Source organism: Streptomyces sp. NRRL F-5755, assembly GCF_001279365.1.
Taxonomy (GTDB): Bacteria; Actinomycetota; Actinomycetes; order Streptomycetales; family Streptomycetaceae; genus Streptomyces; species Streptomyces rimosus.
Genome location: NZ_LGCW01000284.1, coordinates 1 through 22,636, shown reverse-complemented (window position 1 = coordinate 22,636; position 22,636 = coordinate 1). Strand labels below are relative to the sequence as shown.

General features: G+C 71.8%; 24 protein-coding genes, 1 other RNA gene and 1 pseudogene. 14 read left to right on the top strand and 12 right to left on the bottom strand.

Annotation, left to right across the window (positions count from 1 at the left end):
- The first annotated feature begins 333 nt into the window (after window positions 1–333).
- The 3 genes from ADK86_RS28760 to ADK86_RS28750 all read left to right on the top strand — a co-directional run bounded on the left by ADK86_RS28760 (window position 334) and on the right by ADK86_RS28750 (window position 3,374).
- On the top strand, window positions 334–1,200 hold the full coding sequence (locus ADK86_RS28760; RefSeq protein WP_053699232.1) for a MaoC/PaaZ C-terminal domain-containing protein: 867 nt from the start codon (window positions 334–336) through the stop codon (window positions 1,198–1,200).
- A 70-nt stretch (window positions 1,201–1,270) separates the two neighbouring features.
- Window positions 1,271–2,356 (top strand): Zn-dependent alcohol dehydrogenase, encoded by a 1,086-nt coding sequence (locus ADK86_RS28755; protein WP_053699231.1) that lies wholly within the window; start codon window positions 1,271–1,273, stop codon window positions 2,354–2,356.
- A gap of 64 nt (window positions 2,357–2,420) precedes the next feature.
- Window positions 2,421–3,374, top strand: coding sequence for a 3-oxoacyl-ACP reductase (locus ADK86_RS28750; RefSeq protein ID WP_053699230.1), 954 nt, complete (start codon window positions 2,421–2,423; stop codon window positions 3,372–3,374).
- A gap of 13 nt (window positions 3,375–3,387) precedes the next feature.
- Here the strand turns inward: ADK86_RS28750 and ADK86_RS28745 are convergent, their stop codons facing one another.
- The 3 genes from ADK86_RS28745 to ADK86_RS28740 form a co-directional block, all read right to left on the bottom strand.
- Window positions 3,388–4,257 carry a maleylpyruvate isomerase family mycothiol-dependent enzyme gene (locus ADK86_RS28745; RefSeq protein WP_053699229.1) on the bottom strand — a complete coding sequence of 290 codons (870 nt, stop codon included), beginning with the start codon at window positions 4,255–4,257 and terminating at the stop codon, window positions 3,388–3,390.
- Between the two features lie 55 nt (window positions 4,258–4,312).
- Window positions 4,313–4,477 carry a hypothetical protein gene (locus tag ADK86_RS43930; protein WP_199834492.1) on the bottom strand — a complete coding sequence of 55 codons (165 nt, stop codon included), beginning with the start codon at window positions 4,475–4,477 and terminating at the stop codon, window positions 4,313–4,315.
- A 131-nt stretch (window positions 4,478–4,608) separates the two neighbouring features.
- Complete coding sequence (locus ADK86_RS28740; RefSeq protein ID WP_063789109.1) at window positions 4,609–5,982, bottom strand: hypothetical protein; 1,374 nt, start codon at window positions 5,980–5,982, stop codon at window positions 4,609–4,611.
- 267 nt (window positions 5,983–6,249) lie between these two features.
- Here ADK86_RS28740 and ADK86_RS40220 point away from each other — a divergent pair, with 267 nt between their 5' ends.
- From ADK86_RS40220 to ADK86_RS28725, 4 genes are all read left to right on the top strand, one after another.
- Window positions 6,250–7,116 carry a Nif3-like dinuclear metal center hexameric protein gene (locus ADK86_RS40220; protein ID WP_063789108.1) on the top strand — a complete coding sequence of 289 codons (867 nt, stop codon included), beginning with the start codon at window positions 6,250–6,252 and terminating at the stop codon, window positions 7,114–7,116.
- Complete coding sequence (locus ADK86_RS28735) at window positions 7,113–7,856, top strand: zinc ribbon domain-containing protein (protein WP_199834494.1); 744 nt, start codon at window positions 7,113–7,115, stop codon at window positions 7,854–7,856. Before ADK86_RS40220 ends, ADK86_RS28735 begins: the two co-directional genes overlap by 4 nt.
- 3 nt (window positions 7,857–7,859) lie before the next feature.
- Entirely contained in the window at window positions 7,860–9,044 is a 1,185-nt protein-coding gene (locus ADK86_RS28730) for a bifunctional RNase H/acid phosphatase (RefSeq protein WP_053699227.1), read from the top strand.
- 323 nt (window positions 9,045–9,367) lie between these two features.
- Entirely contained in the window at window positions 9,368–11,419 is a 2,052-nt protein-coding gene (locus ADK86_RS28725; protein WP_053699226.1) for an alkyl/aryl-sulfatase, read from the top strand.
- Window positions 11,420–11,457: 38 nt separating this feature from the next.
- Here ADK86_RS28725 and ADK86_RS28720 read toward each other — a convergent pair whose 3' ends face one another.
- Complete coding sequence (locus tag ADK86_RS28720; RefSeq protein WP_107088589.1) at window positions 11,458–12,114, bottom strand: bifunctional 4-hydroxy-2-oxoglutarate aldolase/2-dehydro-3-deoxy-phosphogluconate aldolase; 657 nt, start codon at window positions 12,112–12,114, stop codon at window positions 11,458–11,460.
- 67 nt (window positions 12,115–12,181) lie between these two features.
- Window positions 12,182–12,979 (bottom strand): peroxide stress protein YaaA, encoded by a 798-nt coding sequence (yaaA, locus tag ADK86_RS28715; protein ID WP_053699224.1) that lies wholly within the window; start codon window positions 12,977–12,979, stop codon window positions 12,182–12,184.
- Between the two features lie 113 nt (window positions 12,980–13,092).
- Here yaaA and ADK86_RS28710 point away from each other — a divergent pair, with 113 nt between their 5' ends.
- The gene (locus ADK86_RS28710; protein WP_053699223.1) at window positions 13,093–14,556 is read left to right on the top strand and encodes an RNB domain-containing ribonuclease; all 1,464 of its coding nucleotides are present in this window, start codon (window positions 13,093–13,095) and stop codon (window positions 14,554–14,556) included.
- 114 nt (window positions 14,557–14,670) lie between these two features.
- On the opposite strand, the gene ADK86_RS28705 is transcribed toward ADK86_RS28710, so the two are convergent.
- Both ADK86_RS28705 and ADK86_RS28700 read right to left on the bottom strand, forming a co-directional pair.
- Window positions 14,671–15,261 (bottom strand): hypothetical protein, encoded by a 591-nt coding sequence (locus ADK86_RS28705; protein ID WP_053699222.1) that lies wholly within the window; start codon window positions 15,259–15,261, stop codon window positions 14,671–14,673.
- Window positions 15,262–15,322: 61 nt separating this feature from the next.
- Entirely contained in the window at window positions 15,323–16,135 is an 813-nt protein-coding gene (locus ADK86_RS28700; RefSeq protein ID WP_053699221.1) for a MerR family transcriptional regulator, read from the bottom strand.
- A gap of 77 nt (window positions 16,136–16,212) precedes the next feature.
- On the opposite strand from ADK86_RS28700, the gene rnpB reads away from it, so the two are divergent.
- Window positions 16,213–16,616, top strand: an RNA gene (gene rnpB / locus ADK86_RS29240) — RNase P RNA component class A.
- Between the two features lie 142 nt (window positions 16,617–16,758).
- Here the strand turns inward: rnpB and ADK86_RS28695 are convergent.
- From ADK86_RS28695 to ADK86_RS44845, 3 genes are all read right to left on the bottom strand, one after another.
- Window positions 16,759–17,571, bottom strand: coding sequence for a phosphotransferase family protein (locus ADK86_RS28695; RefSeq protein ID WP_053699220.1), 813 nt, complete (start codon window positions 17,569–17,571; stop codon window positions 16,759–16,761).
- Between the two features lie 21 nt (window positions 17,572–17,592).
- Window positions 17,593–18,522 (bottom strand): radical SAM protein, encoded by a 930-nt coding sequence (locus tag ADK86_RS28690; protein WP_078952325.1) that lies wholly within the window; start codon window positions 18,520–18,522, stop codon window positions 17,593–17,595.
- 178 nt (window positions 18,523–18,700) lie between these two features.
- Entirely contained in the window at window positions 18,701–19,102 is a 402-nt protein-coding gene (locus ADK86_RS44845; protein ID WP_053699218.1) for a hypothetical protein, read from the bottom strand.
- 215 nt (window positions 19,103–19,317) lie between these two features.
- On the opposite strand from ADK86_RS44845, the gene ADK86_RS28680 reads away from it, so the two are divergent.
- The 4 genes and pseudogenes from ADK86_RS28680 (at window position 19,318) to ADK86_RS28665 (ending at window position 21,259) form a co-directional block, all read left to right on the top strand.
- Window positions 19,318–20,154: a helix-turn-helix domain-containing protein gene (locus tag ADK86_RS28680; protein ID WP_053699217.1), complete on the top strand. Its 837-nt coding sequence runs from the start codon at window positions 19,318–19,320 to the stop codon at window positions 20,152–20,154.
- Window positions 20,151–20,351 carry a DUF397 domain-containing protein gene (locus ADK86_RS28675; RefSeq protein WP_053699216.1) on the top strand — a complete coding sequence of 67 codons (201 nt, stop codon included), beginning with the start codon at window positions 20,151–20,153 and terminating at the stop codon, window positions 20,349–20,351. Before ADK86_RS28680 ends, ADK86_RS28675 begins: the two co-directional genes overlap by 4 nt.
- Before the next feature lie 153 nt (window positions 20,352–20,504).
- Window positions 20,505–21,047, top strand: a pseudogene (locus tag ADK86_RS28670) (DUF5753 domain-containing protein); the annotation flags it as partial.
- Window positions 21,044–21,259, top strand: a complete 216-nt coding sequence (locus ADK86_RS28665) for a DUF397 domain-containing protein (protein ID WP_053699214.1) — start codon at window positions 21,044–21,046, stop codon at window positions 21,257–21,259. The pseudogene ADK86_RS28670 and the gene ADK86_RS28665, both read left to right, overlap by 4 nt.
- 120 nt (window positions 21,260–21,379) lie before the next feature.
- Here ADK86_RS28665 and ADK86_RS28660 read toward each other — a convergent pair whose 3' ends face one another.
- Window positions 21,380–21,637, bottom strand: coding sequence for a hypothetical protein (locus tag ADK86_RS28660; protein ID WP_053699213.1), 258 nt, complete (start codon window positions 21,635–21,637; stop codon window positions 21,380–21,382).
- A gap of 150 nt (window positions 21,638–21,787) precedes the next feature.
- On the opposite strand from ADK86_RS28660, the gene ADK86_RS28655 reads away from it, so the two are divergent.
- A complete protein-coding gene (locus tag ADK86_RS28655; RefSeq protein ID WP_053699212.1) occupies window positions 21,788–22,288 on the top strand; it encodes a peptidylprolyl isomerase in 501 nt (166 codons plus the stop codon).
- An 87-nt stretch (window positions 22,289–22,375) separates the two neighbouring features.
- On the opposite strand, the gene ADK86_RS45745 is transcribed toward ADK86_RS28655, so the two are convergent.
- Window positions 22,376–22,453, bottom strand: coding sequence for a 50S ribosomal protein bL37 (locus ADK86_RS45745; RefSeq protein ID WP_370443954.1), 78 nt, complete (start codon window positions 22,451–22,453; stop codon window positions 22,376–22,378).
- Window positions 22,454–22,636 lie beyond the last annotated feature (183 nt).

The window sequence follows — 22,636 nt, the reverse complement described above, 5'->3', positions numbered from 1 at the left end:
CACTCCGCCGCGCTCTGTTCCCGACGCTACCGAGGCTGCCGCCGGCCCGGCAGTGGTGAATGTACGCGGCCGACGGGGACAAATGTCATGGACGCGGGCGGGTCGGAACGGCGCGGTCATCTGACGGGGCGTCAGGGGTTCCCGGCTCCTGCCGGATCGGCTATACATGGAAGCCGTCGGATAGAACGCGTTCTAGAACGGGACGCCCGGGTACGGTCGCCGGCCATGGCCGCACCGGACCCCGGACCGCCGACCGCAGGCGACCCCGGCACGGCCGACGGTGCGGACGGCCGCGTCGGGGTCTTCACACCGTGGTGAAGGAGCAGCAGCCCCATGCCCATCGACGCCGCCCAGGCCACCTCCGCCGAGCCGCGGACCACCGACCTCGCCTGGGAACCCAAGGACGTCCTGCTCTACCACCTCGGCATCGGCGCCGGCGTGCCCGCCACCGACCCCGGCGAGCTGCGCTACACCCTGGAGAGCAAGCTGCACGTACTGCCCAGCTTCGCGACGGTGGCGGGCGGCGGCATGGCGCTGGCGGGCGGCCTCGGCGCGCCGGGTATCGACGTGGACCTGGCCGCCGTCCTGCACGGCGGCCAGACCGTGACGCTGCACCGGCCCATTCCCGTACGGGGGCGGGCCGTCCAGACATCCACCGTCCCGGCCGTGTACGACAAGGGGAAGGCCGCGGTCATCGTGCTGCGTACCGAGACGGCCGACGACGACGGGCCGCTCTGGACGTGCGACACGCAGATCTTCGTCAAGGGGGAGGGCGGGTTCGGCGGGGAGCGGGGGCCGTCCAGCCGGCCGACGCTGCCCGAGCGCGCGCCGGACCGTACCGTCGAGCGGCACGTACGGGAGGACCAGGCGCTGCTCTACCGCCTGTCCGGCGACTGGAACCCGCTGCACGCCGACCCCGACTTCGCCAAGCTCGCCGGCTTCGACCGGCCGATCCTGCACGGGCTCTGCACGTATGGCATCACGCTGAAGGCGGTGGTGGACGAGGTGCTGGACGGCGACGTGGCGCGCGTCGCCGCGTACGCGACCCGGTTCGCGGGGGTGGTCTTCCCCGGCGAGACGCTGCGCGTACGCATGTGGCAGGAGCCCGGACGGGTCCTGGTGTCGGTCACGGCGGCCGACCGGGACGACGCGCCGGTCCTGGTGGACACCGCCGTCACCATCAGCCCGTCGGGCGTGTAAGGACATTCCCGGGCCGGGCCGGCCCGGCAGCTGATCATCCGACCCCGCCGCCCCGCGAAGGGAGCGCACCATGCGCGCAGCGATTCAGCACCAGACAGGGCAGGAGAAGCTGGAAGTCCTCGACGGCGTCGAGGCGGTGGGGTTCGGGCCGGGCAAGGTGCGCATCCGCATCCGGGCGGCCGGGCTGTGCCACTCGGACCTGTCCGCGATGAGCGGGGTGCTGCCGCAGCCCGCGCCGTTCGTCCCCGGGCACGAGGGCGCGGGCGAGATCACGGAGGTGGGCGAGGGCGTCCAGGGGCTCGCGGCCGGCGACCGGGTGCTGATGTGCTGGCTGCCCGCCTGCGGTACGTGTCCCTCCTGCAAGCGCGGCCAGACCCAGCTGTGCCTGGCCGGGTTCATGAACGCCGGCACCCCCAACTTCCGCCGCCCCGGCGCCGACCCGTCCGACGTCTTCGGCTTCGCGGGCACCGGCACTTTCGCCGAGGAAGTGGTGGTCGCGGCCAACTGCGCCGTACCGATCCCGGACGATGTGCCGTACGAGATCGCGGCGCTGATCGGGTGCGGGGTGACGACGGGGCTGGGCGCCGCCATGAACACCGCGCGGGTCGAGCCCGGGGCGTCCGTCGCGGTGATCGGCTGCGGCGGCGTGGGGATCTCGGCCGTCCAGGGCGCGCGGGTCTGCGGGGCCGCGCAGATCGTCGCGGTGGACCCGGTGGCCGCGCGCCGCGAGGCGGCGCTGCGATTCGGCGCCACCGAAGCGGTCGCCCCGGAGGAGCTGGCCGACGCCAAACAGCGGGTGACCGCAGGTGAGGGCTTCGACTACGTCTTCGAGGTGGTCGGCAAGTCCGCCACGGCGCGGACCGCCTACGAGGCGACGCGGCGCGGCGGCACGCTCTGCGTGGTCGGCGCGGGCGCGATGGACGACCACTTCCAGGTCAACATGTTCGAGCTGTTCTTCGACGAGAAGCGCATCCTGCCGTCGCTGTACGGGGGCGGGGACGTGCTGCGCTCGTACGAGCGGGCCATCTCCCTGTGGCGGGCCGGCCGGATCGACCTGGCGGGGCTGATCACCCACCGGGTGCGGCTCACCGAGATCAACGAGGCGCTGGAGCAGATGCGGACCGGCGTGGCGCTCCGTACGTGCATCGAGATGTGATCGCGAGATGTGATCCGCGCCGGCGCGGGCGCGACGCCCCGACGAACGAGAGGAAGCCGACAACGTGAGCGCTCCCACCGAACGGCCGCTCGACGGACTGACCGCGATCGTCACCGGCGCCGCCCGCGGCCTGGGCCGGGCGGAGGCGCGGGAACTCGCACGGCTCGGCGCGGCCGTCGTCGTCAACGACTACGGGCAGCCCGGCCGGGACGGCTCCGGCGCGGCATCGGCGGCCCCGGCCGAGGAGGCCGCCGAGGAGATCCGCGCCGCGGGCGGCGAGGCCGTCGCGCACGTCGGCGATGTCGCCGACCACGAGACGGCCCGCGACCTGGTCCAACAGGCCGTCACACGCTGGGGGAAGCTGGACATCCTGGTGAACAACGCGGGCATCCTGCGCGACCGGATGGTCTTCTCCATGACCGAGGACGAGTGGGACTCGGTGATCCGCGTGCACCTGAAGGGGCACTTCAACACCACCCGCTTCGCCGCCGCCCACTGGCGCGAGCGCTCCAAGGCCGCCGGTGCCGCCGTGTACGGGCGGATCGTCAACACCTCCTCCGAGGCGTTCCTCGCGGGCTCGGCGGGCCAGCCCAACTACGCGGCGGCCAAGGGCGGCATCGTCGGCCTCACCACGTCCTCGGCCCTCGCGCTGGCCAAGTACGGCGTCACCGTCAACGCCATCTGCCCCCGGGCCCGCACCCGGATGACCGAGGACGTGTTCGCCGGGTTCCAGGTCCCGGCGGACGGGGCCCTCGACCCGCTGGCGCCCGAGCATGTCGCGCCGCTGGTCGGCTACCTGGCCTCGCCCGCCGCCGCGCGGCTCAACGGGCAACTGCTCGTGGTGCACGGTGGCATGGTCGCGGTGGTCGAACGGCCCAGGGTGGCGGCCCAGTTCGACACGGCGAAGGACGCGTTCACGTACGCCGAACTGGACGGCCTGCTGACGCCGTACTACGAGGAACGCCCGCCGAACGAGACGTTCGCGGCGGCGGAGGTGCTGGGCCTGAAGAGGCGCTGAGGCGCCGAGCCGGTCAGTGGATGATCGACACGATCCGGCAGGCGGCTTCCGCCAGGTCGCGGCGGCCTTCAATACGGGCACGGGCCAGGGCGGTGTCCGGCTGGATGCCGCGGGTGCACAGGCGCCAGGCGGTTTCCGCGTCCAGGCGTACCAGCGCGTCGGGACGTGCGGCGGAACGTACGCCGGCCGGTTCGGCCAGCGACCAGCGGGCCCCGGTGGCCGTCGCGGTCCAGGTGCCACCGGCCGGGCCGTCGATCCGTACCTGGATCTGCGTACCGGCCGGTGCGGCGACCTCGCGCAGGGTGTGGGGCAGCGCCCGCAGGAACGTGTCCAGCACCACGGACAAGAGCCGCGCATCGGGGTCGGTGCCCTGCCCGGCCGCGTGCCGGATCTGCTGGCGGTGCGTCCAGAACTCGGTCAGGTCGCGGGCGCTGTCCAGCCACATCGGTGCCGGGTCGGCACCGGCCCACGACACACCCAGCGACGGCGCGTGCGGATCGGCGCCTTCGAAGAACCGGGCCACCTGCCCGCCCACCAGGCCGAGGGTGTCGGTGAGCGCGGCCGGGCTCACCCGGGAGAAGGCGTCCACCCACTCCTGGTTGATGCGGTGGATGAACGCCTCCAGCGTCTCGCCCGGCGCGAAGGCGGGGCCGTCCCGGTGGCCGTCGCGGTCGCGCGAGAGGCGCCCGTAGAAGTCGCCCAGGAGGTGGGCGACGAGATCACGGACGGTCCAGCCCGGCACCGCTTCCCTGCCCCAGTCGGCGGGCGCCAGCCCGCGCACCGTGGCCATCAGCGCGGCGTGTTCGGGGGCGAACAGCGGGCGGGCGTCGATCGGGGTGCCGAGCCACGCGTGGCGCGGGTCCTGGGGGAGCCGGGAGTCCATGGCAAGAGCCTGCCAACGGGAACGGCCCGGACGCCACCGAGAATTACCGTTTCTCTCAGGCGTCCTGCGGCTCCTTGGTCCGCCGGTGCCGGCCGTTCGGCGACGCGTCGGCGTCCTCCGAGGCGGCCGGGCCACGGTGCTTGCCGGAGCCTGCCGCCGTGGCGGCCCGGTCGGCGTCCTGCGGGCGCGCCTGGGTCGTGTCGGTTCGGGCTTCGGACATGTGGGGAGTCACTCCGTCGGATCGCTTGCGGCTGTACGCGGCGGGGCCCGTTCCGCGGCGGCTGGGATGCGCCGCGGCAGGCCGTCGGTGGCCGGTCGACCGCTGATACTAACGAAGCGAAAGATCTTGCTCTACCGGGCCTCCCGGGCCGTCGGCCGGGCCTGTTGCAGTGGTGCCTGCTGCAACGGCACCGGCCTGTACGGAGAGGGATGCGCGAGCACGCCGTACGGTTCCCGGGTCACGGATTCCGCTTGTGCGGATGCTGTGGAGGCGACGGCGGACGGAGGCGGCGGCGGTTGCGTATGCGCCGCCGCCGGCAGGGGAGTTGAGGGCACCCGTACCCATCGTGCGGGGCGCCTGTCCGGGATGCCGGCGGGCACGAGGTCTCCGGCGGGGGCAGGCGCGCCCGCGCCGGTACGGGCCTCGGCGGGCGGGCCGCCGGGCGGCTCCGCCTGGGGGCGCGCCCCCGTCGCGGAGGCCGGCAGCCGGGCCAGCCCGCACGGTACGGACGGTGTCACGCACGGCAACCGCAGCTCGCCGTCGGGCGTCCACAGCCCCGTCCCGGCCAGCCAGCCGCGCGGGGCCGGCAACTGCCGCAGCCGCCGCTCCGCGGGCCGCCACACGCCCAGCCACGTGCCGGTCACGGCGTCGATCCGGAACGCCACCGCGCTGTTCTCCGGTGCGAGCGCCTGCCCCGGCTGTACGGCGAACGGCTGGAGCGCGGCGTCCGGCAGCCGCAGGCACTCCGAGAAGCGCACCGGCAGCGCGCTGCCGAGCACGCCCCAGCCCAGCCGGTCGTGCCCCGCCGCGTCCGACCGCAGCACCAGCAGGCCGCTGTCCGGATCGGCCAGCAGCAGCCGGTCGTTGCTCTCCTCGGTGATCTGGAGCAGCGGGCTCACCTCGCCGCCGCGCTCCAGGTCGACCACCACCGTCTTGGTGCGGCCGTCCAGCTCCTGGTCCAGCGCCAGCAGCCGTCCCGTACGGTCCAGCCAGACGCCGCCCGTGCAGTGGCCCTCGACCTCGGCGACGCAGGCGGGGACGGTGCGCGCCTGGCCGGGAACGGGGGAGTGGCGGCCGTCGTGCACCAGCCACAGCACCGTGGACCGCTCGCCGGGCGCGAGGGCGTAGGCACGGCTGCCGCAGGGCGCGGCGGGCAGCAGGGCCAGCTCCGCGGCCTCGACGGTGCCGAGCGGAAGCTCGCCGGTGCCGGGGCCTGTCGGGTACAGCAGACCGAGCGCGTGGCGGTCGGCGGCCCGGCGCCGGATCAGCACCCGGCCGTCCGCCAGGGGCAGCAGCCGGGTGTCCGCCTCCTCGGGCCGGCGGCCGGGCAGCGGGACCGCGTACGGCTCCGGGCCCGCCAGCGTCCAGCGCTCGGGGAACCACTTGCCGGTGCTCTCGTGCCAGGCCAGCCGGGCGGCGTACGAGCCGTCGGCGGCGATGGTCAGCGCCGCGGGGTGCGGCCGGGCGTCCGGCTTCGCGGCGTCCTCGGTGACACAAGCCGTCATCGAGTGCTCACCTCCTGTCAGTGCGCCCGAAGGTAGTTTTCGCACGCCCAAACGATCGGCGAAGGTTGCGGCAGTTCACGCAAAAGTGTGGCGGATGTCCGGTTCGCCTTGATGTGGCGGCGGAGGATGTGCTTCGGGCAACGGAGGGGGCGGATGAGGGCCGGAGCGGAGCCGGTCCCGCGGCCGGGCCGCCCGGCGGCCGCCCGCCGCGGCCGCGGCCACCGAGCGGCCCGGCACGGGGGCACGGCTGGGAGGTAACCTTCCCCCGTGCCCGTACTGTCTGAAGTCCTCGCCGCGCTCGACGCCCTCTGGCCCCCCGAGCGGGCCGCATCGTGGGACGCCGTCGGCACGGTCTGCGGTGACCCGGACGCCGGGGTGCGCCGGGTCCTGTTCGCCGTCGATCCCGTGCAGGAGATCGCCGACGAGGCGGTCAGGATCGGCGCCGACCTGCTCGTCACGCACCACCCGCTCTACCTGCGCGGTACGACCACGGTCGCGGCCGGCACCTTCAAGGGCCGCGTCGTGCACACCCTGATCAAGAACGACATCGCGCTGCACGTCGCGCACACCAACGCCGACACCGCCGATCCCGGTGTCTCCGACGCCCTCGCGGGCGCGCTCGACCTGCGCGTCCTGCGTCCCCTGGTGCCGGATGCCACCGACGCCCACGGCAGCCGCGGCCTGGGCCGGATCTGCGAACTGCCGCACCCGATGACGCTGGCCGAGTTCGGCCCGTACGCCGCCGCCCGGCTCCCCGCGACCGCGCAGGGCGTACGGATCGCCGGCGACCCGGACCGCATGATCCGCACGGTCGCCGTCTCCGGCGGCTCCGGCGACAGCCTCTTCGACGACGTACGGGCGGCGGGCGTGGACGCGTTCCTCACCGCCGACCTGCGCCACCACCCCGCCTCCGAGGCGACCCAGAAGAGCCCGCTGGCGCTGCTGGACGCCGCCCACTGGGCCACCGAGTGGCCCTGGTGCGAGCAGGCGGCGGCCCAGCTCGACGAGATTTCCGACCGGCACGGCTGGAACCTGCGCACCCATGTCTCGCGCACGGTCACCGACCCCTGGACCGCCCACGCGGCGTCCGACGCCCGCACGACCCCGACCACAACCACAGGAGCCCCCCGCTGAACGCCGCGCCCGCCGACCAGATCCGCCTCCTCGACGTCCAGGCCCTGGACGTGAGGCTCAGCCAGCTCGCGCACAAGCGCAACAACCTCCCCGAGCTGGCCGAGATCCAGACCCTGGAGGGCGACCTCACCCAGCAGCGCGACCTGCTGGTCGCCGCGCAGACCGAGGAGAGCGACACCACCCGCGAGCAGACCAAGGCGGAGCAGGACGTGGACCAGGTGCGCCAGCGCGCCGCCCGCGACCAGCAGCGCCTGGACTCCGGTGCCATCACCTCGCCCAAGGACCTGGAGAACCTCCAGAAGGAGATCGCCTCCCTCGCCAAGCGCCAGGCCGACCTGGAGGACGTCGTCCTGGAGGTCATGGAGCGCCGCGAGTCCGCCCAGGAGCGGGTCGCCGAGCTGACCGAGCGCGTGGAGTCCGTGCAGGCCAAGGCCAACGACGCGACCGCCCGCCGGGACGCCGTGTGGGCCGAGATCGACGCCGAGGCCGAGACGGTCCGCAAGGAGCGCGAGCTGACCGTCGCCGACATCCCGGCCGACCTGCTGGCCCTCTACGACAAGCTGCGCGAGAAGCACGGCGGCCTCGGCGCCGCCCGCCTCTACCAGCGCCGCTGCGAGGGCTGCCGCCTGGAGCTGGACATCACCGAGCTGAACGACGTGCGCACCGCGCCCGCCGACAAGGTCGTGCGCTGCGAGAACTGCAGCCGCATCCTGGTGCGCACGCCCGACTCGGGCCTGTAGGCCGTGGCCCGTACGCTCATCGTCGAGGCCGACGGCGGGTCCCGGGGCAACCCGGGGCCCGCGGGCTACGGCGCGGTCGTCATCGACCCGGAGTCCGGGCAGCCGCTCGCCGAGGCCGCCGAGTACATCGGCACCGCCACCAACAACGTCGCCGAGTACCGCGGCCTGCTGGCCGGGCTGCGCGCCGCGCACGCGCTGGACCCGGACGCCGAGGTGCGGGTGCGGATGGACTCCAAGCTCGTCGTCGAGCAGATGTCGGGCCGCTGGAAGATCAAGCACCCGGACATGCGGCCGCTGGCGGCCGAGGCGCGGACCGTCTTCCCGCCCGGCCGGGTCACGTACGAGTGGATTCCGCGCGAGCAGAACAAGCACGCCGACCTGCTCGCCAACGAGGCGATGGACGCGGGCAAGGCGGGGCGGCAGTGGGAGCCGCGCGACTCGCGGGCCGAACTGGACGCGGGCGGTGCGGCGCGCAGCGCCGCGGCTCGGGCGGCCGACGCCGCCGCGGAGGCCGCGGAAGCCGCCGAGCCGAAGGCACCCCCGGTGGGCTGGGCGTCCGCCGACCTCGGCACGCCCACCACGCTCGTCCTCCTGCGGCACGGCGAGACGGCCCTCACCCCGCAGAAGCGGTTCTCCGGCAGCGGCGGCTCCGACCCGGAGCTGTCCCCGGCCGGACACCGCCAGGCCGAAGCGGTCGCCGCCGCGCTCGCCGCGCGCGGCACGGTCCAGGCCGTCGTCAGCTCGCCCCTCAAGCGCTGCCGGCAGACGGCCGAGACCGTCGCGGCCCGCCTCGGCCTGGACGTACGCGTCGACGAGGGCCTGCGCGAGACCGACTTCGGCGCCTGGGAGGGCCTGACCTTCGCCGAGGTGCAGGAGCGCCATCCGCAGGACCTGGCCGCCTGGCTCGGCTCCGCCAAGGCGGCGCCCACCGGCGGCGAGTCCTTCGCCGCGGTCGCCCGCCGCGTCGCCGTCTGCCGCGACAAGCTGCTGGCCCGGTATGCGGGCCGCACGGTGCTGCTGGTCACCCACGTCACCCCGGTCAAGACGCTGGTGCGGCTCGCCCTCGGCGCACCGCCGGAGTCGCTGTTCCGGATGGAGCTGTCGGCGGCGTCGCTGTCGGCGGTCGCGTACTACGGCGACGGGAACGCCTCGGTGCGGCTGGTGAACGAGACGGCGCATTTGCGCTGAGCTGCGGCAAAGTCACGAGGCGGCGGGCGGGATTTCCCGCCACCAGCCCGGGTTTCACGCCACGGGAAAGGTCCGCGCGTCACCGCGCGGGCCTTTTCCGCGTCCGTGCGGGCCGTTTCCCGTCACTTGCCGACCCTTTTCCGGCCCACCTTCGACTGGCGTGAACCCTGCGCTTTTCACCGGGCCCGGGCCGGTTCGTGCCACTGGCTTGATTGGTTCCTTGTAGCGCGCTGCCCGCTTTCCTAGCGTCGCTGGCACAGGGCGCGGCCAGCGCCCTTCCCTCGCCGTATGCGTGAATTCCGCATGCCCTTACGGAGGTTGGAATGCCGAGCGAGTACACCGGGCCCGTCGAGATATCCGCGTCCGTCGCGGAAGCCAACCGGAAGGCCGCCGAGCGGCTCCGGGAAGGCGGCTCGCAGGACTTCGAGGACGCGCAGCGGGGGCTGCTGGCACAGCCGGACGTACCGGCGATCTACTCCCGGACCGACAGCGGCAAGGTGGTGTGGAGCTTCACCGCGTACGACTTCCTCACCGACGGCGACGAGCAGGCGCCGCCGACCGTCAACCCGAGCCTGTGGCGCCAGGGGAGGCTCACCGCGATGGCCGGGCTGTTCCAGGTCACCTCCGGCACGCGCGGGGCCGTCTACCAGGTGCGCGGCTACGACCTGTCCAACATGACGATCATCGAGGGGGACCGCGGGATCATCGTCATCGACCCGCTGGCCTGCTACGAGACCGCGCAGGCCGCCCTGAAGCTGTACCGCGACACCACCGGGAACCGGAACCCGGTCCGCGCGCTGATCTACACCCACAGCCACGTCGACCACTTCGGCGGCGCCCGCGGCCTGTTCGCCGAGCACAACGACGAGATCCCGGCCGACCTCACGGTCATCGCGCCCGACGGGTTCCTGGAGCACGCCGTCAGCGAGAACGTCTACGCGGGCCCGGCGATGCAGCGCCGCGCCGAGTACATGTACGCGGCGGAGCTGGACAAGAGCCCGTACGCGCAGGTCGGCTCGGGCCTCGGCCTGACCGTCTCCACCGGCGAGGTCACCCTGCTGCCGCCGACCGACTACATCGGCAGCGCCGAGGCGGTCACCGCCGACGACTGGTCGCCCGCCGACGTCATCCCGTGGCGGCAAGGGCTGCACCGCCGCGTCATCGACGGCGTACGGCTGGTCTTCCAGCTGACGCCCGGCACCGAGGCACCCGCGGAGATGAACATCTATCTCCCCGAACTCCTCACCCTGTGCATGGCGGAGAACGCCACCCACAACCTGCACAACATCCTCAGCCTGCGCGGCGCCCAGGTGCGGGACGCGCACGCCTGGTCGAAATACCTCACCGACGCGATCCAGACCTTCGGCGAGCACACCGAAGTGGAATTCGCCTCGCACCACTGGCCGCGCTGGGGCAAGGAAAGCATCATCGAATTCCTGAGCAATCAGCGGGACATGTACGCGTACCTGAACGACCAGACGCTGCGGCTCATCAACCGCGGATACACCGGAATCGAGATCGCCGAGGAACTCCAGCACCTGCCGGCCGGGCTCGCCGACCACTGGTACAACCAGGGGTACTACGGCTCCCTCAGCCACAACTTCAAGGCGGTCTACCAACGTTACATGGGCTGGTTCGACGGAAACCCGGCCCATCTGTGGAATTTGCCGCCGACCGAGGCTGGCACCCGCTACGTGGCGGCGATGGGCGGCGCCGAGGCCGTCGTGCAGAAGGCGCAGGAGGCGTATGACGGGCGCGAAGGCGACCCGGCGGCGTACCGCTGGGTCGTGGAACTGCTCAACCACGTCATCTTCGCCGACCCCGCCACCGTCTCCGAGAAGGCGGTGCAGGACGCCAAGGCCCTCCAGATCAAGGCTTTCGCGCAGCTCGGCTACGGCGCCGAGAACGGGCCGTGGCGCAACTTCTACCTGACCGGCGCCGAGGAACTGCGCGGCGGCCCGCAGCGGCCGACCGGCAAGGGCGCGCCCGACCTGGTCCACAGCATGACCCTGGAGCAGGTCTTCGCGGCGATGGCGCGCAGCGTGGACGGCCCGAAGGCGGCACAGGAACAGCGCGCCGCGATCGTGCTCCACTGGAACTTCACCGACACGCGGCAGGAGTGCACCACGACACTGCGCAACGGCGTCCTGGTGTACGTGGCGGGCACGGACCTGTACGCGGGCAAGCCGCAGGCCGGCATCGCCCTCACCAGGGAGACGTTCGACTCGCTGATCCTCGAAGGGCCGCTGTTCCAGCGGAACTTCGACGCGGCGGTCAAGGCGGGCACCATCCGCGTCGACGATCAGACGGCGGCGGACACGGTGTTCGGGTATCTGACGGTGCCGGACCCGATGTTCGCGATCGTCACGCCGTAACGCCCGTCCGCACAGGGGCACCCGGCCGCGTCGTCGGCTCAGGCCGGCGACGCGGCCTCGCGCGCCAGCCGTTCCACCCGGCCCCAGTCCTTCGCGCGCAGCGCGTCCGCCGGCAGCATCCACGTACCGCCGACACAGTCCACGTTCGGCAGCGCCAGGTAGGCGGGAGCCGAGGACGGGCCGATGCCGCCGGTGGGGCAGAAGCGGGCCCGGGGGAGCGGCGAGGCGAGCGACTTCAGGTACGCGGTGCCGCCCGCCGCCTGTGCCGGGAAGAACTTCATCTCGGTGACGCCCTCGTCCAGCAGCGTCACCACCTCCGACGCCGTCGAGACGCCCGGCAGGAACGGCAGGCCCGAGCCGCGCATCGCGGCCAGCAGCCGCGGCGTCCATCCCGGGCTGACCAGGAAGCGGGCACCCGCCGCGACCGCGGTGTCCACGTGCTCGGGGGTGAGCACCGTGCCCGCGCCGACGACCGCCTCCGGGACCGCGTCGGCGATCGCCCGTATCGCTTCCGGGGCGGCGGCCGTACGCAGCGTCACCTCGATGGCCGGGAGCCCGCCCGCCACGAGCGCGCGGGCGAGCGGCACGGCGTCGGCCGCGTCGTCGAGGACCACGACGGGGATCACGGGGGCGAGCCCCAGTACGGAGGGCGGGGTGGCGGGGGAGGAGGCGGCAGCGGTAGTCACGCCGCCTATAGTGCTGCGGGCTGCCAGCATCCGCAACGATCGTTGCGGATGCTGCAACGCCGCTCCGTCAGCGGGCTTACAGCTCCGTCACCACCACATCGACCGCCCACGCCTTGCCCGCCTTGGCCGGCGCCTCGGCCTCCACCACGTACCCGAGATCGCCCAGCGCCTCCACCAGCTCCGCGGGGCCCTCCGGCGCGCGCCCCGCCGTCAGCAGGTCCCGCACCATGCGCCCCTTCGTCGCCTTGTTGAAGTGGCTGACCACCGACCGCTTCTCCACCCCGCCGACGATCTTCGACTGGAGCACCCGCACCGTCGCCGTACGGCCCGCGACCTCGCCCTTCGGCTTCCACGCCGTCGCGTACGCCGCCGACCGCAGATCCAGCACCAGACCGTCCCCCGCCGCCTGCGGCAGCACCTCGGCCATCGGCGTCCGCCAGTACGCGCCCAGGGCGCCCAGCCCCGGCAGCTTCACGCCCATCGAGCAGCGGTACGACGGGATGCGGTCGCCGATCCGCACCGCGCCCCACAGCCCCGAGAACACCAGCAGCGACGCCTCGGCCGCCCGCCGCGCCTTCGCGTCCAGCGTGGCCAGGCCCAGCGCGTCGTACAGCACGCCTGTGTAGATCTCCCCGGCCGGCCGCGTCCCGGCCTCGCGCAGCCCCGCGTTCTTCGCGATCTCGCCCCGGAGCCCGTCGCTCAGCCCCAGGACCTCCTGTGCCTTCGCCTCATCCGCCGCACACAGCCCGACCAGCTCGTCCAGCACCGCCTCCCGGGCCGGATTCAGCCCGGCCAGGGACAGCGCCCCCATGTCCAACGGCTTCCCGCCCCCGGACGCGGCCTTCCCCTCGGACGGCGGCAACAACACGAGCACGCGCTTCTCCTTAACCTCCTGTGCAATGGCTGTGCCACTTTACGGTCGGGCCAGGAGCGGGGCGGGCACCCCATCGAGGGGCGGGCGCCCCGCGCGCCCCCTACGCTCAAAACATGCCCCGCCGCCACCTCCGCGTGACCGCCGCAGCCGAGGCACCGCTGCGCGCGGCGCTGCGCGAGCTGCGGGCGCGGCTGGACATACCGCAGACCTTTCCGCTGTCCGCGCAGGCCGAGGCGGACAGTGCCGCACGCTGGCCGCACCCGCCCGCCGAGACCGCCGCCACCGACGCGACCGGCCTGCCGATGTTCACCGTCGACCCGCCCGGCTCGATGGACCTCGACCAGGCCATGTTCCTGGCCCGGCGCCCCGGCGGCGGCTACCGCGTCCACTACGCCATCGCCGACGTCGCCTCCTTCGTCACCCCCGGCGGCGCCCTGAACGCCGAGGCGCACCGCCGCGTGACGACCCTCTACTTCCCCGACGAACGCATCCCGCTGCACCCGCCCGTGCTCGGCGAGGGCGCCGCCAGCCTGCTCCCCGACGAGGACCGCCCGGCCGTCCTGTGGCGGCTCGACCTCGACGCGGACGGCGCGCTGCGCTCGACGGACGTACGCCGCGCCCTCGTCCGCTCGCGCGTCAGGATGGACTACGAGGGCGTACAGCGCGCCATCGACACCGGCGCCGCCGAGGAGCCGCTGGTCCTCCTGCGCGAGATCGGCCGCCTCCGCGAGGACCTGGAGGTGGCCCGCGGCGGCATCTCCCTCAACGTCCCCGAGCAGGAGATCATCGAGCGCCCCGACGGCTACGCCCTCGCCTACCGCGCGCCCCGCCCCGCCGACGGCTGGAACGCGCAGCTCTCCCTGCTCACCGGCATGGCCGCGGCCGACCTGATGCTCGCCTCCGGCACCGGCGTCCTGCGTACCCTCCCCACCGCCCCGGACGGCGCGGTCGCCCGGCTGCGCCGTACCGCCCGCGCCCTCGGCATCGACTGGCCGGCCCACACCTCGTACGCCGCCCTCGTCCGCACCCTCGACCCCACCCGCGCCGCGCACGCCGCCTTCCTCCAGGACTGCACGACCCTGCTGCGCGGCGCCGGCTACACCGTCTTCGACGGCGACCCGCCCGCCCCCGAACACGCCCGGCACGCCGCCGTCGCCGCCCCGTACGCCCACGTCACCGCCCCGCTGCGGCGCCTGGCCGACCGCTACGGCGCGGAACTGTGCCTGGCCGCCTCGGCCGGCGAGGAGCCGCCGGACTGGGTCCGTACGGCACTGCCCGCGCTGCCCGCCGAGATGGCGGAGGGCAGCCGCCGGGCCGGCCGGGTCGAGCGGGAATGCGTCGACCTCGTCGAGGCGGCCCTGATGCAGGACCGGCTCGGCGAGATCTTCGACGGGTACGTGGTCGACGTCCAGGAGGAACGGCCGGACCGGGGCACGGTGCACCTGTACGACCCGGCGGTGATCGGCCGGATCGACGGCGGCGAGCGGGTCCCGGCACTGCCGCTGGGCGAGCCCTTGCGCGTCCGCCTCACGGAAGCGGACCCGGGGCACGCTCCGGTGCGCTTCACGCCGGCGTGATGTGGGCTCTGGTCACGTTCTTGTCCGCTTCACGCCGGCGTGATGCGGTTCCGGTCTCGTTCTTGTCCGCTTCACGCCGGTGTGATGTGGGCTCTGGTCACGTTCTCGTCCGCTTCACACCGGCGTGACCGCCGCCGTCTCCTTCCCCGCCGCCAGTTCCTCCCTGATCGCGGCGACCGCGGCCCGCCCCTCGTCGGCGTGGAAGCGCACCGTACGGGCCGTCACCCGCTGCCCCAGCAGCTTCACGGCCGTGACCGGCTCGGTCAGCTCGACGGTGACACAGGTCTGCGCCGCCACCGCCATCTCCAGCACCCCGTCCCGCTCCAGGGCCTGCCGCCCGGCCGCCTCCGCCTTCGGAAAGCGCAGGTCGTACCGTACGGAAGCGATCCGCTCCAGCGGTATCCACACATCCAGCGCGGCACCCTGGCGCACCCGCAGCCCCTCCGGCCCCAGCACATGCGGCCGGGTCACGGCGGCAGCCTGGAAACCCAGCACCATCAGCACCGTATAGACGTCGAGCACCAGCATGATCCAGTGCACGACCGGCATCTTCGCCAGCAGGAACCCGACGCCGACCGTCTCCACCGTGCACACGAACGCGAACCCGTACATCATCGGCGCCTGCGCCCGCGCGTACCCCAGCGGCCGCTGCCCCGGCCCGACCCCGTGCCGCCGCCGCGTCACCCACAGCCCCAGACTGGCCATCCACCTCCCCTCGTACGCCAGCAGCCGCCGCCCTCTGCCCGTCTCCCGTCCCGCACCCACGTCACACCCCTCCCTGCGTCGTTCCCTCGCCCGGCTCCATCACCAACCGGATCGCCTGGCGCACGGCCGCCTCCTGCGCCGGCGCGAGATCCGCGAAATACGAGTCCGCGAACCCCGTCACGGCCGGCCCGTCCCGGTCCAGCCGCACCGCGCCCAGCATCTTCACCGGGATGCACGCGGCGAGCGCGCGGGCCGCCTCCGCCACCCGCGGATCGTCCGGACCGGCCCCCGCCAGCTCGTCCAGCAGGGCGTAGACCTCATAGATCCGCTCCATCGCCCCGGGCGGCGCGACGGCCTCCCTGAGCAGGGACACCATCCGCTCGCCGTTCTCGGAGCCCGCGGCCAGCTCCAGCATCTCCAGCATCTCCCGCTCCTTCGCGGCCATCGCGGGCTCCGGGCCGGGCAGCGTGGCCGAGACCCGCCGCATCTCGCCGAACAGCTCCGTCAGCTGCTCCGAGTACGGCCCGTCGGCCGTCGGCTGCCCGTCCTCCTCCGTCTGCCGCAACAGCGCCCCCAGCCGCTCGCGCCGCAGCCGGATCTCCTCCTCCTGCCGCGCCAGATCCGCGTCCAGCTCGGCCAGCACCTCCCGCAGCTCCCGCCCCGCGTCGTCCGCGAGCACATCGCGCACCTCGCCCAGACCGAGCCCCAGCTCGGTCAGCCGCCGCACCCGCGCCAGCGTCACCGCGTCGCGCAGCCCGTACTGCCGGTACCCGTTCGCCAGCCGCGCGGGCTCCGGGAGCAGCCCGAGGTGGTGGTAGTGCCGCACGGTCCGCGTGGTGACGCCGGCCAGCGCCGCGAGCTCTCCGATCCTCATGGGGACAGTAGAAACGTTGCCGCTACGGCAAGGTCAAGGCTCAGCCGGCCGCCGGGTACCATGGTCCGCACGGCGGACGAGCCGGCCGGACGGCCGCGTGGGGATGCACCGCATCCCCCCGAGGAACGTCCGGGCTCCACAGGGCAGGGTGGTGGGTAACGCCCACCCGGGGTGACCCGCGGGACAGTGCCACAGAAAGCAAACCGCCGGGGACCTTGGTCCTCGGTAAGGGTGAAACGGTGGTGTAAGAGACCACCAGCCTCCGAGGTGACTCGGAGGGCTAGGTAAACCCCACCCGGAGCAAGGTCAAGAGGGGCCGTCGGCTGACGGCCCTGCGCGGACGTTCGAGGGCTGCCCGCCCGAGTCCGCGGGTAGACCGCACGAGGCTGCCGGCAACGACAGCCCTAGATGGATGGCCGTCTCCCGACGGGCCGCAAGGGCCGTCGGTGACAGAACCCGGCGTATATGGCCGACTCGTCCGTCGCTAGCCGGCACAAGGCCCGCCGGCCTGGCAACACGCCAGGTCAGCGGGCCTTTTTGCGCCCCTGGCCCCGTCATGGAGTGATCACTGTCCGTGGCGGTTCCGGGGGCTTGTCAGTGTCGTGTGGCGGTGCGAAGGCTCGTCAGCTGCGGCTTTCGAGTGATTCATTCAGGCCGCGATGGTTCACCCATGCCCGGGCTGCTGCTGCCATGGCCCTCAGCCATGACGCGTCAGGGCTCCGCTCCGCGAACCCGGTGTACATCCGCAAGGTGGCTTTGGCGAAAGCGTCGATCGCTTCCGAATCGGCGTTTGCCCAAGCTGTGCAGCCGGCCACCCAGGCTTCGGCGTCCTCGGCGCTGTGCCCGGCCGATACGAGCTGTACGACCAGACAGGCCGCGTCGATGAAGCCGGCACCCCGGGTGGGCCACGACCAGTCCACCAGCCATGTCGCGTCCTCGCCGATCATGATGTTGCTCGGGTTGATATCGGCGTGGACCAGTGTGTTCCCTCGGAACAGTTCCACATCCGAGGGATCCGCCGCGTAAGCGTCCCACCGCGTCTCGGTCCACTTCCGCGCCACGTCGGGAAGGCCGACGCCTGCGATGCGGTCCAGGCTGCCGATGGCCGCGGGAAGGTCTGGTGAACCTGGCTTGAAGCTGGATGCCCTCCCGGTGACGGCTTCGAATCCGAGGATGATCCACCGACCCTCGGCACTCCACAGCAGAGGAGGGGAGAGGGGCTGCACGGAGGGGTTGATCAGCTTTTCCCGGAGGATGGAGTCCCGGCGGCCCCCCGGATTATTGAACATCGCCTTGACGAAGAACTCGCCCTTCTCGCTGGTGATCACTGCGGCGAAGTCCGAGCTGAAGCCGCGCTCCGGAACCAGAACATGGCCGACCTGCCCGGTATGCGGGCGGATCAGATCCCGGAAGTGGGAGTCGGGCAAGCCGGTCATGTCGTGTCCTTTCGGGGCGCTTCACCTTCGTGGGTCGCAGTCACTGGGCGGCGTTCCCGGAGTGCAGGCGGCGGCCGGTTCGCATCGCGGGTCGCACGGGTTGTTGGGCACGCAGTCAGGTTGGCACTCCTTGGCCCCACGCGCGTTGCGAATGGCCGTAGCGGCCTCAGCCATGCCCGAGCCGGTGAGCACCTCCCCCAAGGGGGCGTCCCGTACGTTGCCGGTCTTGATCCATGTGGAGAACACGCACGGAGAAACCGCCCCATCGGGGCCGATGGCCGCCGCTCCGTTACCGCAGTTACCACACAGGCCGGTCAGGTCCGGCGCCTTCCCCTGCGCGCCCCGGCCGAAAGGCCGAACGCGGTCGGCGCCGATCTGCTTGACGCCCAGCATTTCGAGATCGCGGCGTGCTTCGGCGATCTGCTCGTCAGTCTCGGCGACGATGCCGGTGCGCAGCGGAATGCCGAGCTGTACGGCCTTTTCGATGTTGGCCCGGGTGCGGCGGTGGGAGGGCCGTCCGGTCATCGCGTCGTGCGCGTTGGCCTTGGCCGAGTAGTAGGACGTGGCCAGAGACAGACCGTTACGTCGGAACAGCTCCCAGCGTGCGGATGGGACGTGGACCAGGTTGCTGTAAACCTCTGTCTGCATTCCGAGGCCCAGCGCGTGTGTCACCAGGGTGTCGAAGTCGGGGTGCAGGGTCGGTTCGCCGCCGATGAACTGGACGTGCGGGACGCCCAGCGCGGCGCCCTCGTCCAGCACGTTGATCCAGTCACTGCGGGTCATGGTGCCGTGCGTTCCGTCCGCGCCGGACCCGTTGTAGCAGTGCACACATCGGAGCTGATACTTCCGGGTCAGATCCAACCACAGCAAGCGAGGCGGTTTCTGTACTGCTGCCGGCGATGAAGATGCCGCGTTCTCCGTGCGTGAGTTGCTGACGACGGCCGTGCTCATGGTGTGCTCTCCTTCGGTCCGTGGAAAATCACTGCACATGAGCCCCACCCATCCGCTGTCCTCATGCTTGGCGAGGTCGGACGGCACGGAGGGCTCCTGATGCCCGGCTCTTGCCGCGGTGCCGCAGCAGGGCGGCCGGGGCGCGGTACTGCTCGGCGAACGCGTCAACCCGCCTCTCTCACTGCGGCCTCTTGGCGGGCTTGGTGTAGACGTTGACCGGGTCTTCCGTGTGCTTCACGAACTTCTTGTGCGCGTATGCGTCCGCGTGGGCGAGGATCCATACATTCAGATGTACGGGGGTGTCCCAGACGTTGGAGCGGGCGCCGCACCGCGCGCCATTGATCTCGGTGACGCATTCGGCGACGTGTTTCCGGATGCCGGTGATCTGGATTTCCTTGGACGTGGGCATGGGGGCGGCGGGTGTCATGGCCTTGCCTTCGGGTCGGAGGAGGTTGAGGGCAGCGTCACTGCCGCGACTGGTGCGCACACGCAGCACACCGTTGTGACCGAACAAGCGCATGAGTCGGGTGAGGCTTTCCCGGCTGGGGCTGGGGTTGAAGACGGGGTGGGGATCGGTCACTTGTGGCCACCGTTCGTGGGGGTACGTCGGTACGCGATCAGGCCGCGCAGTCCGGTAATCGGCGTCACCGCGAGGCGGTGGGGCGAGCGGATGCGGTTCCGGGCCACGCCCGCCGCTCCTCCCCGCGGCCGTTCCGCCACCGGATAGGCCGAGAGTGGCCTAGAGTCGGTATCCCTTCAACCTGCCGAATACGGACGAAGAGCTGGTGACTCCCCCTGAATCGTAAAGAGTTGAGGCCCGGCAGTAGCCCGCAGGCCGCCTTCGGGGCGCATCTGCGCGGTCTGCGCGAGGGACGTGGCTGGACCCAGGAAGATCTCGCCGGCCACATGGGCTACTCCAGCGTGCACATTTCGGCGGTCGAAACTGGTCGCAAGCCTCCAACCCTTCCGTTCTCGCGTAGTGCAGACAGGGCGTTCGGCCTTGTCGGCGCCGCGAATACGTTCGAGCGCGAATTCCGTGAGATCAAGCACGGCAGTCTGCTGGAAGGGTTTCCGGAGTACGTCGGGTACGAGGCCCGTGCTGTGGAGATCCGGCTGTACAACATCGGGATCATTCCTGGTTTGTTGCAGACATCGGAGTACGCACGCGTGCTGGCTAACAGCGCCGTGCGACGGGGCGCCATCACGCCTCAACAGGCGGATGAACGCGTTGCGTTCCTAGCCGAGCGCCAGGCCGCACTGGAGCGGCCCCGGCCACCCATGGTGTTCGTGGCCATAGACGAAAGCTGTATCCGTCGGCAGGTCGGCGGCTCCGCTGTCATGGACGCACAGTTGACTCGGCTGGTCGAGTTTGCCGACCTGCCGAACACGCTGTTGCAGGTGGCACCGTACGAGATAGGGGAGCGCCGCACGTTTGACCTGCCCGTCAACCTCCTGACGCTGCCGGACCGGTCCCTGATCTACTACGCCGAATCCCAGGCTCAGGGAAACCTCGACCGGGAGAGCGCCTCCGTGGTGCCCGTGCTGACGGCATACCATCAGTTGCAGGCCGAAGCGTTGTCGCAGGCGGCATCTGTGGCCATGATCGAGCAGGTACGAAAGGGCGCCCCGTGACCACCGAATTCCCCCGTTGGGTCAAGTCCTCATACAGCAACAACGGCGGCGACTGCATAGAGGTCGCCACCGACCTCGTCGATTCACGTGGCGTGGTCCCCGTACGTGACAGCAAGGACCCGAGCGGCCCGGTCCTGATGCTGCTCCCCACCACCTTCACCGGACTGGTCGAGTTCGCCCGGCAGGCCGCCATCTGACCTGCGCGGTCGGCTCGCCCCTGAGCCCTGCCACCCCCGCACTGGAGCGGCGGGGCGGCGCACGGTTCGTCCGAGGGGCCGATCCGGTCCACGTCCTCAGTCGTACGGTGCGTCCATCAGTTCCACCAAGGGGTGCAGCCGGTCGAGCTCCACGAAGCCCGCGCAGCGGAGATCCGGCTGTTCGAAGTAGGGGTGATCCCCGGATTGCTTCAGACGCCGGAGTACGCGAGAGTCATCGAGGACGGCAATGTGCGGCGTGGCACGCTCAGTCCCGAACAGGCCCGTGAGCGAGTCGAGTTCCTGGTGCAACGACAGGCGTCCCTGGTGCGGCGCGTTGCTCCCATGGTGATCGTGGTCCTGGACGAGAGCTGCATCCGGCGACCGATCGGCAAGCCCGCCGTCATGGACGCCCAGTTGGCCCGGCTGGTCGAGTTCGCCGACCAGCCGAACACCACTCTCCAGGTAGCCCCCTACGCCATAGGCGAGCGTCGCCCGTTCAACCGCCTGGTCAACCTGCTGACCCTGTCCGACCGCTCCGTGGTTTCCTACGTCGAGTCCGAGACGCACGGCCGTTTGGACAGGGAACTCACGTCCGTGCTGCCTCTGGTAAGGGCCTACCATCAGCTACAGACCGAAGCGCTTTCGCAGGCAGACTCAGTAGCCATGATCCAGCAGGTACGAAAGGGCACCTCGTGACGAACGACCCCCGAGCCCTCATCTGGTTCAAGTCCTCCTACAGCGGCAATGGCGGCTCCTGTGTCGAGTGGGCCCCGACACAGACCGCAGCCACCGGCATAGTTCCCGTCCGCGACTCCAAGGACCCGAACGGTCCCGTCCTCTCCGTCCCCTCCCGTTCGTTCGCGGAGTTCATCGCGGGCGTCCAGGGCGGCGCGTTCTCCGCCACGTGATGTGGCGGTTGCGCACCAGCCGGCCCTGAGCCCCGCCACTGCCTCACTGGAGCGGCGGGGCTCGGCTCACGCCGCGGCCTCCCGGGCCGGCGCTGTGGCTGTACTACGGCCGGTCGCACCCTACGGCCGTTGATCGGTGTGCTGGGTCACTGCCGCCGACCCGTACTCGCCCATCAGCTCCACCAGCGGACGCAGCCGGTCGAGCTCGACGAGGAGGTCTCCGGCCGCGGCGTGTGCCGCCTCGATGGCGCGGGCGCCTTCCTGGGCGTTCTCCTCGCCGAGTTCCCGGATGCGGGCCTCGCGGGCCGGGGACAGCGGCTTTTCGGGTTCGGTCGTCGGCAGCCGGCGGTACCAGAGCTCCCAGAGCCGTTCGGTCATGCCGCATTGTCCGCCGGGCGGGCGGGAGATCGCCATGGGGGCGGCGAGGGTGTTTCGCGGGCCCGGCAGGGCGGCAGGAGAGGGACGGCGTCGACCAGGAACGTGGACCGGCGGCACAGGGCACCGCCGGGAAGTGGAAGGATGGCTTCCATGAGTTCCAACGTATTTTTCGATATTACGATCGACGGCGCCTCCGCGGGGCGCATCGTTTTCAAGCTGTACGACGATGTCGTGCCCAAGACCGCTCGCAACTTCCGTGAGCTGGCCACCGGCGAGCATGGCTTCGGTTACGCGGGGTCGCCGTTCCACCGGGTCATCCCGGAGTTCATGCTCCAGGGTGGTGACTTCACCCGCCGTAACGGCACCGGTGGCAAGAGCATCTACGGCGACCGCTTCCCGGACGAGAACTTCGAGCTGAAGCACAACCGCCCGTTCCTGCTGTCGATGGCGAACGCCGGCCGCAACACCAACGGCTCGCAGTTCTTCATCACGACGGTCGAGACCCCGTGGCTGGACGGCGCGCACGTCGTCTTCGGCGAGGTTGTCGAGGGGACCGAGCTGGTCAAGCGGATCGAGGGGCTGGGGTCCCGTTCCGGTGCCACCTCCGCGAAGATCGAGGTGGCGTCCTCGGGCGTGGTGGAGGCCGCGTAGCGGGTTCGCGGCGTCAGACGGCGAAGGCCCCCGGGACGGTGTCCCGGGGGCCTTCGCGTGCGCTCGCAGGTCCGGCGGGCGGGCCGCTCAGGACTGCGGACGGCTGCCGTGGTTGGCGCCGTTCTTACGGCGTGCCTTCTTCTTACGGCGTCGCTTCGACGACATGGCGTCTCCTCTCCGCAGGGGGCTTTGCTCCCCATTTCTACCATTTCATCCCGGCACCCTGCTCCATGGTCCCGGGGCCGGATACCCGCCTCACGGATCACCACACGCCTCGTGAGACACATCACGGAGAACGAGGGGGAGGGAGGGGAGGGTACGGGAGGAGAGGAGGGGAGGGGTGTCAGG